The sequence below is a fragment of the Psychrobacter sp. AT9 genome (assembly GCF_047272965.1).
GTDB lineage: Bacteria > Pseudomonadota > Gammaproteobacteria > Pseudomonadales > Moraxellaceae > Psychrobacter > Psychrobacter glaciei.
The window spans coordinates 2282697-2300731 of the sequence record NZ_JBKOTW010000001.1; the positions used below are offsets into that span (position 1 = coordinate 2282697).

Annotated in this window: 18 protein-coding genes and 2 tRNA genes; 13 read left to right on the forward strand and 7 right to left on the reverse strand. The window is 43.2% G+C overall.

Annotation, left to right across the window (positions count from 1 at the left end; genetic code table 11):
* Positions 1-97 precede the first annotated feature (97 nt).
* From ACMFL8_RS09460 to ACMFL8_RS09505, 10 genes are all read left to right on the forward strand, one after another.
* On the forward strand, positions 98-1138 hold the full coding sequence (locus tag ACMFL8_RS09460) for an ABC transporter substrate-binding protein (protein ID WP_413190794.1): 1041 nt from the start codon (positions 98-100) through the stop codon (positions 1136-1138).
* 92 nt (positions 1139-1230) lie between these two features.
* On the forward strand, positions 1231-2256 hold the full coding sequence (locus tag ACMFL8_RS09465) for an ABC transporter substrate-binding protein (RefSeq protein ID WP_194618937.1): 1026 nt from the start codon (positions 1231-1233) through the stop codon (positions 2254-2256).
* A gap of 348 nt (positions 2257-2604) precedes the next feature.
* A complete protein-coding gene (locus tag ACMFL8_RS09470) occupies positions 2605-3504 on the forward strand; it encodes an ABC transporter permease (RefSeq protein ID WP_194618938.1) in 900 nt (299 codons plus the stop codon).
* 72 nt (positions 3505-3576) lie between these two features.
* On the forward strand, positions 3577-4371 hold the full coding sequence (locus ACMFL8_RS09475) for an ABC transporter ATP-binding protein (RefSeq protein ID WP_189580970.1): 795 nt from the start codon (positions 3577-3579) through the stop codon (positions 4369-4371).
* A 164-nt stretch (positions 4372-4535) separates the two neighbouring features.
* A complete protein-coding gene (locus ACMFL8_RS09480) occupies positions 4536-6878 on the forward strand; it encodes an FdhF/YdeP family oxidoreductase (protein WP_413190795.1) in 2343 nt (780 codons plus the stop codon).
* 63 nt (positions 6879-6941) lie between these two features.
* Positions 6942-7925, forward strand: coding sequence for a formate dehydrogenase accessory sulfurtransferase FdhD (locus ACMFL8_RS09485; protein ID WP_413191390.1), 984 nt, complete (start codon positions 6942-6944; stop codon positions 7923-7925).
* Between the two features lie 574 nt (positions 7926-8499).
* On the forward strand, positions 8500-10170 hold the full coding sequence (locus tag ACMFL8_RS09490; protein WP_413190796.1) for a sodium:solute symporter family protein: 1671 nt from the start codon (positions 8500-8502) through the stop codon (positions 10168-10170).
* 85 nt (positions 10171-10255) lie between these two features.
* The gene (locus tag ACMFL8_RS09495; RefSeq protein ID WP_210539970.1) at positions 10256-10390 is read left to right on the forward strand and encodes a putative transporter small subunit; all 135 of its coding nucleotides are present in this window, start codon (positions 10256-10258) and stop codon (positions 10388-10390) included.
* A gap of 190 nt (positions 10391-10580) precedes the next feature.
* A tRNA-Cys gene (locus ACMFL8_RS09500) sits at positions 10581-10654 on the forward strand.
* Between the two features lie 124 nt (positions 10655-10778).
* A tRNA-Leu gene (locus ACMFL8_RS09505) sits at positions 10779-10865 on the forward strand.
* Between the two features lie 609 nt (positions 10866-11474).
* On the opposite strand, the gene ACMFL8_RS09510 is transcribed toward ACMFL8_RS09505, so the two are convergent.
* The 4 genes from ACMFL8_RS09510 to ACMFL8_RS09525 form a co-directional block, all read right to left on the reverse strand.
* Positions 11475-11771: a DUF4298 domain-containing protein gene (locus ACMFL8_RS09510; RefSeq protein WP_413190797.1), complete on the reverse strand. Its 297-nt coding sequence runs from the start codon at positions 11769-11771 to the stop codon at positions 11475-11477.
* A gap of 99 nt (positions 11772-11870) precedes the next feature.
* Complete coding sequence (locus tag ACMFL8_RS09515; RefSeq protein ID WP_413190798.1) at positions 11871-12479, reverse strand: nitroreductase family protein; 609 nt, start codon at positions 12477-12479, stop codon at positions 11871-11873.
* Positions 12480-12541: 62 nt separating this feature from the next.
* The gene (locus ACMFL8_RS09520; protein ID WP_413190799.1) at positions 12542-13480 is read right to left on the reverse strand and encodes a pirin family protein; all 939 of its coding nucleotides are present in this window, start codon (positions 13478-13480) and stop codon (positions 12542-12544) included.
* 55 nt (positions 13481-13535) lie between these two features.
* Positions 13536-14249, reverse strand: coding sequence for a pirin family protein (locus tag ACMFL8_RS09525; protein ID WP_413190800.1), 714 nt, complete (start codon positions 14247-14249; stop codon positions 13536-13538).
* Positions 14250-14475: 226 nt separating this feature from the next.
* Here ACMFL8_RS09525 and ACMFL8_RS09530 point away from each other — a divergent pair, with 226 nt between their 5' ends.
* The gene (locus ACMFL8_RS09530) at positions 14476-14802 is read left to right on the forward strand and encodes a GNAT family N-acetyltransferase (protein ID WP_189580912.1); all 327 of its coding nucleotides are present in this window, start codon (positions 14476-14478) and stop codon (positions 14800-14802) included.
* Positions 14803-14973: 171 nt separating this feature from the next.
* Here the strand turns inward: ACMFL8_RS09530 and ACMFL8_RS09535 are convergent, their stop codons facing one another.
* From ACMFL8_RS09535 to ACMFL8_RS09545, 3 genes are read right to left on the reverse strand one after another with little or no spacing between them, the layout of a single operon-like run.
* Positions 14974-15678 carry a YoaK family protein gene (locus tag ACMFL8_RS09535; RefSeq protein ID WP_189582475.1) on the reverse strand — a complete coding sequence of 235 codons (705 nt, stop codon included), beginning with the start codon at positions 15676-15678 and terminating at the stop codon, positions 14974-14976.
* 49 nt (positions 15679-15727) lie between these two features.
* Positions 15728-16282 (reverse strand): NADPH-dependent FMN reductase, encoded by a 555-nt coding sequence (locus ACMFL8_RS09540; RefSeq protein ID WP_413190801.1) that lies wholly within the window; start codon positions 16280-16282, stop codon positions 15728-15730.
* Positions 16283-16331: 49 nt separating this feature from the next.
* A complete protein-coding gene (locus tag ACMFL8_RS09545; protein ID WP_413190802.1) occupies positions 16332-16724 on the reverse strand; it encodes a DoxX family protein in 393 nt (130 codons plus the stop codon).
* A gap of 148 nt (positions 16725-16872) precedes the next feature.
* Between ACMFL8_RS09545 and ACMFL8_RS09550 the strand changes: the two genes are divergently transcribed.
* Together ACMFL8_RS09550 and ACMFL8_RS09555 are read left to right on the forward strand one after the other, a co-directional pair.
* A complete protein-coding gene (locus ACMFL8_RS09550; protein ID WP_189580909.1) occupies positions 16873-17778 on the forward strand; it encodes a LysR family transcriptional regulator in 906 nt (301 codons plus the stop codon).
* A gap of 77 nt (positions 17779-17855) precedes the next feature.
* Positions 17856-18017: a hypothetical protein gene (locus tag ACMFL8_RS09555; protein ID WP_413190803.1), complete on the forward strand. Its 162-nt coding sequence runs from the start codon at positions 17856-17858 to the stop codon at positions 18015-18017.
* Positions 18018-18035 lie beyond the last annotated feature (18 nt).

The following is an 18035-nucleotide window of genomic DNA, read 5'->3' on the forward strand; positions in this document are numbered from 1 at the left end:
ACTATCGCAGAATTGACATCACAGAACTGATATTACAGAACTGATACTGCTGTCATTCGGCTGACCTGCATTCTCTAACCTATGAGCCAGACTAATAATGACCATTGCTTCTACTCTACGCCTAAGCCTATGCAGCATTGCCATCAGTACGCTCGGCCTAATCGGCTGCTCAAACGCTGACGATACGGCAACTACTGATAACACGACAACGACAGATAAACCAGCCAAAACGCTGGCCATCACGCAGATTGTTGAGCATCCATCGCTAGATGATATGCGCCGCGGCATCATTGATGAACTAGCAGATAATGGTTATATCGAAGGCCAGAATCTGACTATTAACTTCCAAAGCGCGCAAGGAAACACGGCTACTGCTGGACAAATCGCCAAGCAGTTCGCAGGAGACAATCCAGATGCTATCGTGGCTATCTCTACCCCGTCAGCACAATCGGTTGTGGCATCCACCACAAGCGTGCCAATTGTATATACGGCGGTTTCAGACCCACTTGCAGCCAAGCTCATCAATGCAGATGGCACTCCGTTTCAAGATAACTTGACCGGACTGTCAAGCCAGTTGCCATTAGAGCCACAAATTGACTTATTACAACAAATCAAGCCCAATGCCAAAACCATCGGTTATGTCTATAGCCCTGGTGAAGCCAATTCAGTAGCACTGCGTGACAGACTCAAAGAAATCTTGCCAACGCGTGGATTGTCTATACTCGATATACCTGCCAATCGCCCAACCGATATTGGTATGGCAACGCGTAGCTTACAAGGACGCGCTGATATCATCTATACCTCAATGGACAATAACGTAGCGTCTGCGTTTGAAGCCATGACACAAGCGGCAAATGAGCTAAAAATGCCGATTGTGGCCTCTGATGAGTTTAGTGTACAACGCGGGGCGACGGCTGCTTTAGGCGTTAATGACTATGACTTTGGTCGCAAGACCGGCAAAATGGTTTATAGAATTTTAAATGGCGAGGCTGTCAGCACCATCAAGCCTGAGATCATGAATGACTTAACTTTATATGTCAGTCCGAAGCATGCCAAAGCACAAGGCGTTAGCCTATCAGCAGAGATGATGAAAAACGCAGTCAACGTTGATACCAAAGCAAAAACCGATAACAAGTAGTCAGTAATAAGAGCATTAACCAGCAGTAAACGCCTAATAAGTACGTTAATTATTTATGTATGGACACATTATTATTTTTAGGAGTAACACCCATGTTGTATCAGAATCGTTTTGCTAAAGCCTTACTATGGGGCGGTGTTTGTACCGCTATTTTGACCGGTTGTAGCCAGTCAGCAGAAGACACCACAGCTAATGATGGCGCCGCCACTGGCGATGCTGCTACCGCTATGAAAACGGTTGCCATTACGGCCATTGTTGAGCATCCAGCCCTTGATGACGTGCGTAAAGGCGTGATTGAAGAGCTTGCTGAAGCAGGCTTTACAGAAGGTGAAAACTTAACTGTTAATTTCCAGAGCGCACAGGGTAACACGGCAACCGCTGGGCAGATTGCCAAGCAATTTGTTGCAGACAACTCAGACGTTATCGTTGCCATTGGTACGCCATCAGCGCAGTCGGTTGCGGCAGCTACCAGCACTATTCCTTTGGTATTCTCTGCGGTGACTGACCCAGTAGAAGCCAAACTGGTATCAAAGCTTGACGGTTCTGGCACCAACGTGACTGGCGGTTCTGATGCGCTCCCTTATGAGCCACAAATTGAATTGATGCGCCAAATTATTCCAAGCTTGAAAAATGTGGGTTACGTTTATAGCCCAGGTGAAGTGAACTCTACTATCATCCTAAAAAATCTAAAAGAAAAACTGACACCAATGGGCATCACCGTACACGAAGCGCCTGCTCAGCGCAGTACGGATATTGCCATGGCAGCACGTAGCTTAGCTGGCAAGGTTGATATGATTTACACGTCAACCGATAATAACGTGGTCTCTGCTTACGAGTCGCTGTTCCAAGTCGCCAAAGAAAGCAAAATCCCGCTGGTTGCTTCAGACACCAGCTCTGTTGCACGTGGTGCTATTGCTGCATTAGGCGTTGACTATTATGCCCTTGGTCGCGAAACCGGTAAAATTGTGGTGCGTATTTTGAATGGCGAAAAAGCAGGTGATATTCCTGTTTATACACCGCAAGCGCTTGATTTATATGTCAGTCCAAAAAATGCTAAAGCGGAAGGCATCACATTGCCACAAGCCGTTATTGATAAAGCAAAAGAAGTGGTAGAATAGCGTCCTCTGAATATAAGCATCGAGTCAAACGATGATATTAATGATAGATTGTCGTTTGTGTTTACTGCTATTATTTCAGTATAAAAATAACCCAGCTACTGGTATATGAGCTGGGTTATTTTTAATGTGATATAAGCATTAAAACCGAATTTCGAACCAAGGTATTTTATGCTCATTCCTCATAGGAAGATGTTTTGGTTTACCCTAACCGCAGATTGCTTAATCTGTTAAATTCACCGCTTAGCCGTTTAGATTACTCTAGACTATAGAAAGCACTATTCATTGCTGCTTGCCTGTTTATCTATGATAATAATCGCTAAACGCTTGATTATGACTTACTGATACCTTATGTCTTTAATTGCTTTTTTTGGTGCACTTGAAAGTGGTCTGATTTACGGCCTCGTCGCACTTGGCGTACTTATCTCATTTCGTACTCTCGACTTTCCCGACTTAACGGCAGACGGTAGTTTTCCATTAGGGGGCGCAGTCGCTGGTATCTCTATCGTTGCTGGTGTCAATCCTTGGCTGGCATGTGCCTTTGGTATGCTGGCAGGCTCGGTCGCTGGTATTGTCACTGCATGGTTGCATGTAAAGCTTGGTATATTGCAGTTATTGGCCAGTATTTTGGTCATGGTGGCACTATATTCAGTCAACCTACGTATTATGGGCGCACCAAACTTGCCGCTACTGGGTGAAACTACCGTATTCAGTACGCTAGTCACCGATGGTAATGGCTACTGGATGCGCTGCTTAATTATTGGCGTGGTCGTTATCGCTGCAAAGTTGTTGCTGGATTGGTTTTATAATACCGAAACTGGACTGTCCATGCGTGCGACTGGCTCTAACTTGCGCATGGCACAAGCACAAGGTATCAATACTTCATGGATGACCATCATCGGTATGGCCGTCTCCAATGGTTTGATTGCTCTTGCAGGGGCGCTATTCGTCCAGACTCAGGGCGGCGCGGATATCTCTATCGGTATCGGCACAATCGTCATTGGTTTAGCAGCCGTCATCATCGGTGAAACGATTATTCCTGCCAAACGCATTTGGTTGATTACCGTTGCCGTGATTATTGGTGCCATCCTTTATAAACTATTTATTCAAGTGGCACTATCAAGCGACACATTGCGTAGTATTGGCTTTGGCCCGCAAGATTTGAACTTGATTACTGCCCTGCTGGTGGTGTTCGCATTGGTGTTACCAAAAGCCAAAACCAAGTTTTTAAGTCGTAAAGTACGGGCTTAATATCAAACTACTAAAGCGGTGATAGGCGATAACCATCCGCCAAGCTTGAAGCAAATATAAGGAATAACGATTATGATGCAAGCCACAGATTTGCGGTTGACCTTTAATCCCGGCACACCCATCGAAAACCCTGCCCTGCGTGGTATTAATTTGAACATCGCTGACGGTGAATTTGTCACCGTTATCGGTACCAATGGCGCGGGGAAATCGACTTTTTTAAATGCAGTAAGTGGTACGACACGTGTGGATAGCGGTTCAATCTTATTAAATGGCATCGATGTTACTAAAAAGACCGCACACCAACGCGCCCATTGGGTTGCTCGTGTCTTTCAAGATCCCATGGCTGGTACGTGTGAAGCACTGACCATTGAAGAAAACATGGCGTTGGCCTATAAGCGCGGTGGTAAACGCGGTTTGAGTTTTGCATTAAACCCAAATAACCGTGAACTGTTTCGAGAAAAGCTGGCTGTTCTCAAGCTTGGATTAGAGAATCGTCTAACGGATCGTATGGGGCTATTATCTGGTGGCCAACGCCAAGCGGTAAGCTTACTCATGGCCTCACTACAGCCATCCAAGATACTTTTGCTTGATGAGCATACTGCCGCCCTTGACCCTAAGACAGCCGCCTTTGTGTTAGAGCTGACCGATAAAATCGTCACGGATAATAAACTGACCACCATGATGGTCACGCACTCGATGCAGCAAGCCTTGGCACATGGCACTAGAACTGTCATGCTACATCAAGGACAAGTGGTGCTAGATGTGGCAGGAGATAAGCGTCAAGGCATGACGGTGCATGATTTGCTCGATATGTTTGAGCAAACGCGCGGTGAGAAAGTGGAAGATGACAGCTTGATTTTGAGTTAAAAAAATTCAGTTAAATAAATCCAAGCTGAAAAATAGAAAACGCCTGTTCCATAGCAGGCGTTTTTTGTTATCTATAGTTAATGCTTGTACAAACTTTTCATTAGTCACTATATAGTTGTTATATATCAGTACCCACTTATCATTATTTATCTATGAGGTCTGTCATGCGCAAAATTCCTGTTTATACTCACCCTGCTGCTGGTTGGCCTGCTCTAATTTCCTCCACTCGTAAACTGATGGACTATCAAACTTTTTTGCGTGGCAGTGTCAGCGTCTTCAAAAGCAACCAACCTCAAGGTGGCTTTGATTGTCCGGGTTGCGCATGGCCTGATCATAAATCGCATAAAATGCTTGATGTCTGTGAAAATGGTATCAAAGTGCTGGCAAGTGAAACGATGACCACAAAGGCAGACGCTAAATTCTTTTTAGAGCATACTGTCACTGAGCTACAGAAATGGTCGGGCTACGAGCTTGAACATATTGGTCGCCTATCAGAACCAGTATATTATGATGCAACGCAAGACCGCTATATAGCGATTTCTTGGCAGGCCGCTTATGAGCATGTCGCTGAGCAGTTGGGACAGCTTGATTCGCCTGACGAAGCATTGTTCTATACTTCAGGCCGTGTCACTAATGAGCCTGCATTTTTATTTCAATTATTCGTCCGCTGTTTCGGTACCAATAACCTACCAGACTGCTCTAACATGTGTCACGAACCAACTTCGGTCATGCTTGGCAAGCAATTAGGCATCGGTAAAGCAACGGTCAAGCTAGAAGATTTTGAGCAAGCCAAATTGATACTGATGTTCGGCCAAAATCCAGCGACCAATCATCCTCGTATGCTTGAGATGCTTGCCCACTCTCACGAACAAGGATGCCGAATCATCTCGATAAATCCTATGCGTGAACAAGGCTTAAGTAAATTTAGAAACCCGCAAAAACCGACACATATGGCAGCAGGACAGAGCGATGACATGGTCGATGAGGTCGTTCAAATTCAAATCGGTGGTGATGCGGCTCTACTGACGGGTCTGGCTAAATGGCTGATTGAGAATGATAAAATTAATACCGACTTTATTACCACCCATACCTCAGGTTTTGAGCCATTGAAACAATGGTTGACCGAGCAATCATGGGCAGATATTCAGCTTGGTTGCGGCATTTCTCAAGCAGAGATTATTAATCTTGCTAAGCTCGTAGCAGACAGTCCAGCGACTATTTGCACTTGGGGCATGGGCATTACCCAGCATGTGCAGGGCGATGACAATGTCGCTATGATTACCAATTTGCTATTGCTGATGGGCATGATAGGTATTGACGGTGCGGGTGCATCACCTGTGCGAGGTCATTCCAACGTACAGGGCGATCGCACCATGGGTATCCATGAGCGTCCTAAGCAAAGCTTGCTTGATAGCTTAGAACGTGTGTTCGAGCACCCAATGCCACAAGACAATGGTCTTGATGTCGTTGCAGGGGCAAAAGCGATGATACAAGGTGATATTAAGGCTTTCTTTAGCATGGGCGGCAACTACTCGGTTGCAGCGCCTGATTCAAATAACATCCAACAGGCATTAACCAAAAATAAGCTTAACGTCTTTGTTGGCACCAAACTAAACGAAACCATGCTGTATCCAGGGGCAAACAATTTGATTCTGCCCTGCTTGGGCCGTACTGAGCGTATCGTTACGACAAAGGGTGAGCAATTTGCCACTATTGAAGACTCTATGTGTCAGATCGTACCCACTCAGGGCACGCTCAAACCCGTTAGCGATATTCTGAAATCTGAAGCACAGATAGTCGCCGATATTGCAACCCAGATGTTTGGCTCTGACTCGTCCATTCCTTGGCAAGCGATGGGAGAAGACTTCAACTTGATTCGTGATTATATCGCCCAAGCTATCGAGGGCTTTGAGAACTTTAACGTGCGTATCCGTGAGTCTGAGCGCGGCTTTCATTTATATCATGCGGCGCGTCATCGCGTGTGGAACACCGATAGCGGCAAAGCGCAGTTTGAAGTACCAAAGTATCCGATTACTTATGTCGCAAGCCAGATGGCAGAGAAAACGTCCGCGTTTAAAATTGATGCCCAAAACGCCCAAAATACTAATGACAGTCAAAACATAGAACAAAAAGTCTGGCAGTTAACCAGTGTACGGAGCCATGATCAATTCAATACCATGATATTTGGCTATCAAGACCGTTATCGTCAGACCAATCGCCGTGATGTTTTGTTTATGCATCCTGATGAAATGACACGATTGGGATGGCGAAAAGGCGACAGTATCATGGTGTCGCGTCAAGACAGCCATGGTGAGCAACGCACATTGGGGCCTCTGGTACTTACCGACATGGATATCGCTGCCAACGCCGTGGCTACCTACTATCCTGAATGTAATGACTTGTTTGATTTGGACACACATGCGCCAGACTCTCACATTCCCGCCTACAAGTCTGTTACCGTCGTCTTAGAGCGCGTCAATACAGGCGAGCTGGCGGCTTCTGCCTAATAAACGTGTGCAAAACGAAAGGTAAGTAATGTGAATAATGATAAAAGGCTGTCAGCATTCATGATGGCTAAATTAAACACTCAAGCTTCAGCCATCGACATGCCTGAAGCGACGGCAAAATCTGATGTGACACCACTATCGCGCGCGCATTTGGTGCAAAAACATTATTATGCGCCTACGGAATCAAGTGGTAGCCAGCAAGTATATATTGAAGATCAATCGGCAAATTTGGTCGTAGAAGCAGCGATTTCTATCATCATTAACGGCATTCATTATGCAGTATTGATGGCAAGTCCTTATCAGTTAGAATATCTAGCGATAGGCTTTTTGTTCAGCGAAGGTTTGATTCAACACAGCCATGACTTATTAGATTGGGAAGTCACCCAGCTGACAGATGTTGCAAGCTATCAAAGATTTACTCAACACTCAGATGAAGACGGTACGGCTGGTTCCTTTGGGCAAACCTTAGCACAGTTGCAGGACTACGATATTTATGTGGTGGAGCTGACCTTAAATCAGCGCAGTCATCAGCGCATCCAAGCCCAACGGCGGCAGCTGGCAGGGCGTACAGGGTGCGGCATGTGCGGTATCACGGGCTTAACACAAGCGCTGCCCGACTTAAGTATCTATCGCCAAGACAAGAACAGAGTAAAAGTAAATACACCAAGCCTTGGTGACCTATTAGAAATACGGCAAAAAGTCGATACTATGCAACATACCCACCAACTGACAGGCGCTGTCCATGCAGCGGCAACTATGCAAGGACGACACTTGCACCTCTTTGAGGATGTCGGCCGTCACAATGCCCTCGACAAGCTCATTGGTTGGCAGCTGCAACACAAGGCAGATATCAATTGCGTGGTCATGACCTCGCGCCTATCGATTGAGCTGGTACAAAAGTCTATTCGAAGTCACATACCTTGGCTGATCGGCATGTCTGCACCTACCAGTACTGCTGTGCGTGTTGCTGAGCGCTATGGCTTAGGATTGGCTGGATTTTTACGTGATAGCAGAGTCACTTACTATTCAAATTATTCCAATGGATAAAGTTTGAGGTTAACGACGTAATAGGTTACCCTACCCTCACGAACATGTTACATACACTTAACAGATCTGTAGTTTTATTTATTAATGCTAAGTTCATTGTGCTGATTATGCACACAGTATTGGATTTGGTATTTAAATTACAGGTGATGCATCCATGCGATAATTGAGTAAAAATCTCTTAACTATTGCTTATTACAGCTGATAAGGCTGTCTAAATCGAGTTCAGGTCATGTAATCATGGCTTAGTGCTTATTCGTAATTCCGCTATAGACGCTCATCATATGAGCTTTTTTTAGCACTCAGCTACCTTTGTGTATGCCTATTCATAGCGTCATGGTTTATCCATTAACTGACGCCTATCGAGAGTAGCCCCTATCATTTTTATTTAACACGATGTGTGACATCAAAACTAGGGCACGACGCTTAGCACTTGCTTAACATTACAGTTGCTATTTTTGCTATTTATATTAGCCACATACATTTGGTATGAGGGCTTTTTAGACTATGTCGTATGCTAAATAGTTTGGAATAGATAATTTTACTAAACCTTATTTACTTAAAACAATTGCGAGGTATGAGTTTGAAAACTGAGTCATTGTTTCAATTTTCGGCGCTCACCATTATTTTATTATTGGTGGCGTTTTATGGTGGTACATATCTGCTGTCTTTATTAATTAAAAAAGACAAAGAGACAACTTCTGGCTTTATGGTCGCAGGCCACAATGTGGGCTTTGGGATGGGCGCGGCAAGTATGACCGCGACTTGGATTTGGGCGGCCTCATTTTACGCTGCCGCCACTTCTGGCTATAAATATGGCGTATCAGGGCCGATACATTACGGCTTTTGGGGTGCATTGATGATTTTGTTCATCTACCCTTTTGGCATGCGCTTTCGAGAGCTTGCTCCCAACGGTCACACTTTAGGTGAGCTTATCCACGCCCGCCACGGCTCATCAAGCCAATTAATTTTAGCCATATCCAACCTTATGGGCAGCTTAATTAGCTTGATGGTCAACTTTACCGCTGCTGGTGCATTGGTGTCAGTATTGTCACCATTATCGTTCCAGACAGGGGTGATTATCGCGGGTGTTGGGGTATTGAGCTATACCTTAACCTCAGGGTTTCGTGCCTCAGTCTTTACTGATTTTGCCCAATTGGTCGCTTTGATGGCGATTGGTGTCATCATCATTCCAGCGGTGCTATTCTCCATGGGAGGTCCTGCAGTGATGGTCAGCGGACTATCGAACTTGACCTTAGAGCAGCAGGATTTCTTTTCTTCTGAGGCATTCTTTCAGCAAGGTGCACCGTATTTTGTCGCGGTATTGGCCTATGCTATCGGTAACCAGACCATTACTCAGCGCTTATTTGCGATTGATAAAACCAAGATTAAGGCGACATTTATTACCGCCACAGTTGGCTATGCGGGTATCGTCATTGGGCTTGGTATGATTGGCTTGATGGCCTTGACCATTGGTATTGAACCACTCGATGGCAATATGAACAACCTGATCCCGCAAATGGTCAGCACTTATCTGCATCCCGTCTTCATCGCATTATTCTTTATTCTAGTCATTGGCTCGTTATCTTCTACAGCTGACTCGGATTTATCGGCGCTATCCACCATTATGATGGCCGATGTCTACGGTAAAAATATCGCCAAAAAAGGTCATGTTAAACCTAAAACCATGATGCTCGTCGGTCGTGGCACGATGATTGTCGCGACGGCAGCGGGACTTATCTTTGCTAGCTTCAAGCTTGATATTCTAGTAATGCTGGTATTCGTTGGTGCCTTGTGGGGTGCGATTGTTTTCCCTGTTATCGCCAGTGTATTCTGGAATCGTGTCACTAATGCCGCCTTTACTTCAGCAGTGATTGTCGGGCTGCTATTATTCTGTGTGGCGCGTTTTGAGTTGATACCCATCGTTGGCATCACCGCCCTATTCTTTGAAATCTTAGCCAGCGTTGGTGGTGCAGTTGTCATCGGTCTGATGGTATTTGGTTTCTTAGGTCGTAAGATCGGCATGAGCGCTGCTGCTATTACGCTGGTACTGATGTTAATCTTTGCCACTGGGTTCCTACGCCAGTACATGATCTTACTCGCTTCACTGACGGCTTACGGTGCCAGTACTATCGTTTGTGTGATCGTCAGTCTCATGGGCGATGAGTATTTCGACTTTGAGTTGATTAAGCAGCGCGTAGGCAATTACGATAAAAAAACTGAAATACCCTCATCACCTAAATCTTAAATCAAAATCGTTTTATCCGAGTAGTGATTAGTTAGCAGTATATGGCTAATCGCTACTTACTTAAGAAATATTATAAGGAGATATCATGGACAACGTTTTTATCTACGGCTTATATATTTTAATTTGGCCCGCCATTACTCTTGGGGTACTGGTATTGATTTGTACCGCCACCTATCGCGATATCAAAAAGGCCAAACGTGACAATAGGGATATTGTTTAACGTACCCTAGCTATTACATTTTTAATGATCATCGCTAAATATTCGTTTATTAATGACTTAACAAAGCCTATTAACAGCATAAATGCCCCTAAACTGGGATTAAGTGCAGGCAAGATAGTAAATAACCTGCTTTTAACTAAAAAATGACTTGTAATTTACTATATTTTTGCTAATATAGGCCACCTTGATTGGCTGGATGGCAGAGTGGTCATGCAGCGGACTGCAACTCCGTTAACGCCGGTTCGATTCCGACTCCAGCCTCCAATTATTTATTAACTTTACGTTAATTTTGGCTTGCATTATTATCACAACCGATTATAATAGCGACCACTTATCTAGTAACTAGATGGTCTATCAGCTAGCTTACGTTAAAGATAAAACAAGTTTTGCCCGGGTGGTGAAATTGGTAGACACAAGGGATTTAAAATCCCTCGCTAGCAATAGCGTGCCGGTTCAAGTCCGGCTCCGGGTACCATTACATAGTCCTATACTATCTTATAGAACAGCTAAAGCCCCTGATATCAGGGGCTTTGTTGTATCTGGCGTTCCATACTGTCCTGCTCTATATATCCCAATCCACACACTTTAAGTATACCGAGTTTTGAGTGTACTTATTAAGATCTAGGATATGAATAGAAAAGCGATCCGTTCAAACCGAAATCTTAGAATTCACAAACCTGAAGATAAGAAATACTTCGTTCCTGTCAAAAACTATCCTAAGCTATTTTCAACGGTACGTCCTACTAAAACGAAGCAATGGTGCCCGTAGAGATTGATTTGACAATTCATGCGCAGCTTCATTCCATCACAATCAGCGACTGAATCAGCAAATTTCTATTGTGTGTTTCCTGATTTAAGTGAAACAGCCCACCCCTTGGTTTAAGTCTATAGTCAGTCCAGAGTAAAATCGATACATTGCTAGTTAGATGGGACTGGTATAAATCTTCCTTGCTTGCTGCTATCACATAGGCTACGAAAAACTCATCCCAGCCGCACTGTATCTGTTTGAAAATGAGTCCACTGTAGTGTAGTACGCCATCGATAGTGTTTTAGATTTCAACACGCCCTAATAAGAATTCTAGAATCAACGATCTATAACATCTAGTCCTAGCCTCATCCAGCGAATTGCCTGTTCTTGATGATCGGTTAACGCACTCCACAAAGCGTCTTCACTGATGATGGAATACATATTATCTGCACACTCAACCATCACATTGCTTTCATGATCTTTTCTCCACTGCTCGCTTTGGTAGTAAGTTTGCAGCTCAAATAATAATGTATTGGCTTCTAGCCATTTTTCCTGAGCACCTTGTATCTGTTCATGTAGCTCATGCCAACGTTCATACTTTTTTTGTAGCGCTTGAGCATCAAAAATATCCATTATATTACTCCAGTTTATAATTATAAAAAAACCAATGAAACCGCTATGAACATATCATGGCGGTTTCATTGGTTATATGGTCTTTAGCGCTAAAAGTTATTAGCCGAATACTTTCATACGTGCTTCAACAGGTTTGAACGCTTTATCACCTGCTGGCTGCTCGATCGCACCAAACACCATTTGGGCATTAAGCTCCCAATCTTCAGAAATATTCCACTCCTCAGCGACTTTTTGATCAATGACTGGATTATAATGTTGTAAGTTTGCACCGATATCTAAACTAGCCAATGCTGTCCAGATCACATACTGATGCATAGCACTGGTTTGATGTGCCCAAATTGGGAATTTATCGGCATATAAAGGCGCGGCTTCTTGCATATTTCTTACGACGCCTTTGTCTTCAAAAAATAAGATGGTTCCTGCACCTGCTCTAAAGCCAGCGATTTTATCTTTTGTTCCTTTAAATTTCTCTTCATCACCAACGATAGCTTTTAGCATCTCTTCGGTCATATTCCAAAGCTTGTTATGCTCATCACCAAACAACACAACGATACGAGCTGACTGTGAATTAAACGCTGATGGCGTGTGCAAAATAGCATGTTCAACCAATTTCACCACTTCATCATTCGATACTGGTAATTGATTGCTTAGCGCATAAATTGAACGGCGTTTCTCTGCCAATTGCTGTAAATCTTGTAGATTTGACATGATTTTCTCCAGTGATTTTCTATGAGTTAAGGTTAGATATAAGGTATCAAAACAGATAACAATTAGCCTTTGAAACCTTCAGGTAGTTCAGGCGCAGGCAAACGCTTCATATCAGAGTCGACATTACCGAAACGCTCATGGCCATTATTCCAATCAATAATAGATTGCTCAATCTCTGCTTTGTTATCAGCAACGAAGTTCCACCACAGTAGCACTGGGTTATTAAGCGGTTCGCCGCCGATGAACATGATACGTGTCCCCTTTTTGGCAGCCAGTTTAATATTTTTGCTATTGGCGACATCGCTATCATGAAAACGAAATAATTGATCTTGCTGACAGACCTTGCCTTCAGACTGTACTTCTCCTTCTGAAACCAAGATACCGTACTCAAAGCCTGACTCTAGACTCAATGTCGCTTCGCCATCTTGCTTGAAGTACACATCTATACCGACCAGCTTTGAGTATTGGATGGTAGGTGCTTCAAATGTCTCACCCAATACATTGGTATAACTGCCTGTCGTCAGTATCATCTCTGCATTGCCCTCGCTCCACGTTGGTAGCTCAGGATAATGATGAAAACTGCGCTCAATCTTCTGGTCAGTGGGAAGCGCAATCCATAGTTGCACCATACTGATACCACGCGCTGCATCTTTCGAACCGCCCGTATCTGGAAAAACACTTTGTTCAGTATGACTGATGCCTTGGTTCAAACCCGTACCTGCGGTCATGACATTGACTTGGTTTTTGGTAATGACTTGTGCGTTACCTAAACTGTCTTTGTGTAGCACTTCGCCATTTAACATCCAGCTAAAGGTTTGCAAATTGGTATGCGGATGGCGACCAACCTGCATACCTGCGTCATCTTGGTCAAAATCAACAGGACCTGCATGATCTAAAAAGCACCACGCACCGATAGGCTTTTTGCCTTTGTTAGGTAATAAACGCGCAATTGGAATACCGCCGACATCAGCCAATCTTGGCTCTAACGTTTGAATACTCATGAACTAACTCCTTTTTTGATACTTTATTTTCACAAATAATGAGCGTAGAAAAGTATTAAAAAGTCATCGGTACTTCCATGATTAATACTTTTGAGTTCTCTAGAACGTCCATAGTCATGCTTTTAGTATCCCAGACACCTAGACCGTCACGCGTATTTAACACGTTATTGTTAATGGTTACACTACCTTCAATCACGAAAACGTACACGCCATTGTTCGCATCATTTAGCGTATAGTTTTGAGTGACTCCTTGCTCAAAGTCACCCATACTGAACCATGCGTTTTGATGAATCCAGACGCCAGCATCGTCAGCGTTTGGTGACAATACTTGATTGAACTTATTTGGTTGCATGATGTCATCCATGCGTACTTGCTGATAACGAGGCGCTACGTTCATTTTGTTTGGAATGACCCAAATCTGTAAGAACTTTACATCCTCTTTGTCATCGCCATTCATCTCACTATGAGTGATGCCTGTACCGGCTGACATAACTTGGATTTCACCCGTTTCGATAATGCCATTGTTACCAATGTTATCGCCATGACCGAGCTTACCCGATAGTGGAATACTGATAATTTCCATATCGCGATGTGAGTGCTTGCCAAAACCTTGACCACCAATAACAAAATCATCGTTAATAACACGTAGCGCACCAAATCCCATACGTTCTGGATTGTGATAATTCGCAAAGCTGAAGGTATGTTTGCTTTTCAGCCAGCCATGGTTTGCATCGCCACGAGAGTTTGCTGCATGATAGATAGTTTTCATAATTTATCCTTAGTTATTGGGGAGTTAAACATGTCTGAAAATTTACTATTAACGAACTTGTCTAAACAATGGAACGATTATAATTGTTGTTTAAGAAGAGATACACATCGGTAAATGCAAATAACTATTCTTATTTTTAGAACAATAAAACTCTTAATATGGCGTACCATATTCATGGTATGGCTCTATATACCTAATTACATTTACGATATAAGGAAGCTTAACGATGTCAGATAAACCATTATTGAATTATGATGTAATAGATAATACAGATCAGAAACGTTTTGAAATTCACGTTGATGGGCATATCGCCTTTGAAGATTATGAATTTTTTACCACCAGTCAAGGTGAAGATGGCATTGCTTATACCCATACTGAGGTGCCCGAAGAGATTGGCGGACGAGGTATTGCAGGTTATCTTGCTAAATCAATACTAGATGATGCAGCAGCTAAAAACCTGAGAGTGAAACCTATTTGCCCATATATCAAAGCCTACATAGACAAACATCCAGAATATCAAGACAACTCGGTATTTCACAAAGCAACGCCTTAAACAATGTTTATCAGTGATAACCATGTAGATGACATAAAAAATGCCCTATCCATCAAGATAGGGCTTTTTTATTGTCAAAAGTCAAAGGTTGATATAGCAAGACACAAGACATCAGTCTTGAAAATCCACACTACTGAATAGTAATGCGAGGCTCCATTACGTTAGAAAATACTAGGCGATACTTTGCAAGAATGCTTTATCACGTGCCATTACTGACAAATACAGTACGGGTAGTACAAACAATCCGACTGCCCAAAAATTTAGCTGAATATATAAAAGTGCACCCAGTAACGCCCCGACTAGAAAGCTAAAAACCAATGCTGAGCTGTGCGTCAGTTTTTTACCGTTATCTGCGGTACGATTGATCAAATAATCGGTCAGATTAATACCCAGTTGCGTGGTATTACCCGTCATTAACACAGTCGGACTCATATGCTTAATCACCGTTTTGCTGGCTGTATTACGAATAGCCAACGCAATCAAACCCAAGCCCCCTGTTATTGCCACAGTGATGTCCCCTGCATCCACAAAAGGCTGGTAGTAAAGACCAGCAATCATAAAGGCTATCAAAAAAACAGCTTCTGCTAAAAACAAACGGCTCAGCGTTAGCTGCTTGTTTTTACTATGATCAATAAATATCTTGGTCACCATGACCGTTAAAATAAACAATGGTAAAGCGGCAAGCTTAATCCACAGACCTTGCTCACCTTTGACCAATCCACTACCCGCCATCACTAAGTTACCAGTGACATGCGCGGTAAAAAAACCAAACAAGGTGATAAAACCAATAGTATCAATAGCCCCACCCACCACGGTTAATAGTACAGGCGTTTGATAACGCTGCCAAAAACTCGGCGGTTTTGAATGTGGTGACACTGTTTGATCCTCTTTAGTGGTATGAGTGGCATTATTGTCAGGAATTAATTTAGTCACCCAATTTCCCTGCAAAGTCTACAAAATCAGCAACGAAGCGTTGTAAGAATTTTTGTGTGCGTTCAGTGACACTGCCATCTTCATTTAAACTGTCAGTTGCCCGACTTAAATGAATTTCGGGATCAATCATCATTTGTGCCGAAAGCATTTGCATACTTTTTCTGACATCAAGTCCACTATTGATACCGCCAAAACTACCTGGTGAGGCTGTCGCTACTGCAACTTTCTTATGTGTCCAAACACTTTCTTTATAAGGACGCGAGGCGATATCCACGACATTTTTCAAAGCCGCAGGCATTGTACGATTGTGCTCTGGGGTGACTATTAACACTGCATCAGCGTCTTTTAATTGCTGACGTACACGCTCGTAGCTATCAATCGTTATATCATCATAATCTTGGTTGTAAAGCGGCAAATCTGCGATACCGACTTCTTTGATATTCACACGGTCAGGCATCTGCGACACAACATATTCTGCAAATTTACGATTGATGGACTCTGTGCGTAAACTCCCAATAATCAGTGCAATATTGATGGATGCGCTCATAGCAACTCCTTAATGATGATAAAACCTGATGAGTGAAGCATTTACTATACTAAATTTTATGCGTCTTACTATTATCAATTGAATACGCACCTGCGCCATGGGCAAAAATCATTAAGAAGCCGCCAGCGATAGCAATGTTTTTCATAAATGGATTCATTTGTGATTCATCGATCCAGAATTGATGAAAAAGAAGCGCCGATACGATGTTAAAACCAACAAACAACACAGCTATCAGGCGCGCTTTAAAACCAAGCAGAATGGCGATACTGCCAAATAACTCAAGCGCAATAACCAAAGGTAATAGCATCCCAGGTACGCCCATAGATTCCATATAACCTTGGGTAGCAGCGTAACCTGTTATTTTGGTAAAGCCTGAAAAAATAAAGATCATGGATAAAAATAGACGACCAATTGGCGTGCTTAGCTGTTGTAATTTGTCCATAGTGATGCTCCAGTAATGAGTACGGTTGTTTAAATAGCTTTTATTTGATTAGGAGACACAGTAATTGTAGCCGTTGCTTATAGATAGATAAACCGTGATAATTATAAATGTAAGTTCTTTTTTTAAGAACAGTCAAGGAGTAGCTCAAATGGGACAACTAGAGGATATGGCAATGTTTGTCCGCATTGTCGAAGCAGGGAGCATTACCAAAGCCGCAGAGCAACTGAACATCGCTAAATCAGCTGTAAGCCGTCGACTAAAGGAATTAGAAACACGATTGGGCAGTCAGCTCATTAGCCGCACCACGCGCCAATCGAACTTAACACAAGCAGGTGAGCAGTATTACCAAAAGGTCGGCAACATACTGAGTGAAGTAGACGCGCTCAACGAAGAAACGAGTGGCGCTCCGACTCGTATCGAGGGCACGCTAAAAATGACCGCGCCATTATCGTTTGGCTTGATGCATCTGAATGACGTTATTGATGAATATGCCAATCAACACCCTAATCTAAATTTTGAGTTAGATTTTTCTGATCGACATGTGGATTTGGTCGAAGAAGGATTTGAGCTGGCCATTCGTGTCAGAGAGATGCAAGATTCTAGCTACCAAGCCAAACGCCTCGCACTCATTCGTTATGCATTGTGTGCCAGTCCTGAATATCTGGATAAAATGGGCACACCAAAAACGGTAGAAGAGTTAGCAACGCATAAAATCTTGCAATATGGTCTGAGCAAATCTAGCACGATAGAACTGATAGATGAGCAAGGCAAAAAACATGAGATAGAGGTTAACTCAAAAATAAAAGTGAACAACGGTGATTTTTTGCGTGAGATGGCAGTGAAAGGCCAAGGCATTGCCTTTTTGCCAACCTTTATTACTTATCAAACCTTAGCCAGTGGTGAGCTAGTCCCTATCATGCAGCAGTATCAACTGCCCACACTAAATGCCTATGCGGTCTATCCAAAAAATCGATTTTTATCTCAGCGTTGCCGTTATTTAATTAATCTTATCGCTGAACGCTTCGGTGATGATCCTTATTGGGATAGGTATTAGTTTTTTGATTGTTCAAATTATATCTATTGGAGCATAGTGAATGATTCGTGTACCCACGATCCATGCTAGAGACCCTAATGAGCAACATCGAGCCTCTAGTACGCTTGAGTTATGATTTGATCTTGTCATTGTCATTGTCATTGTCATTGTCATTGTCATTGTCATTGCTGTTGCTGTTGCTGTTGCTGCAAGCGGGCTTCATCACCGCTTACTTGAGCATGACTTTTTTGGATTTTTAACTTTTATCATGGCTTTTT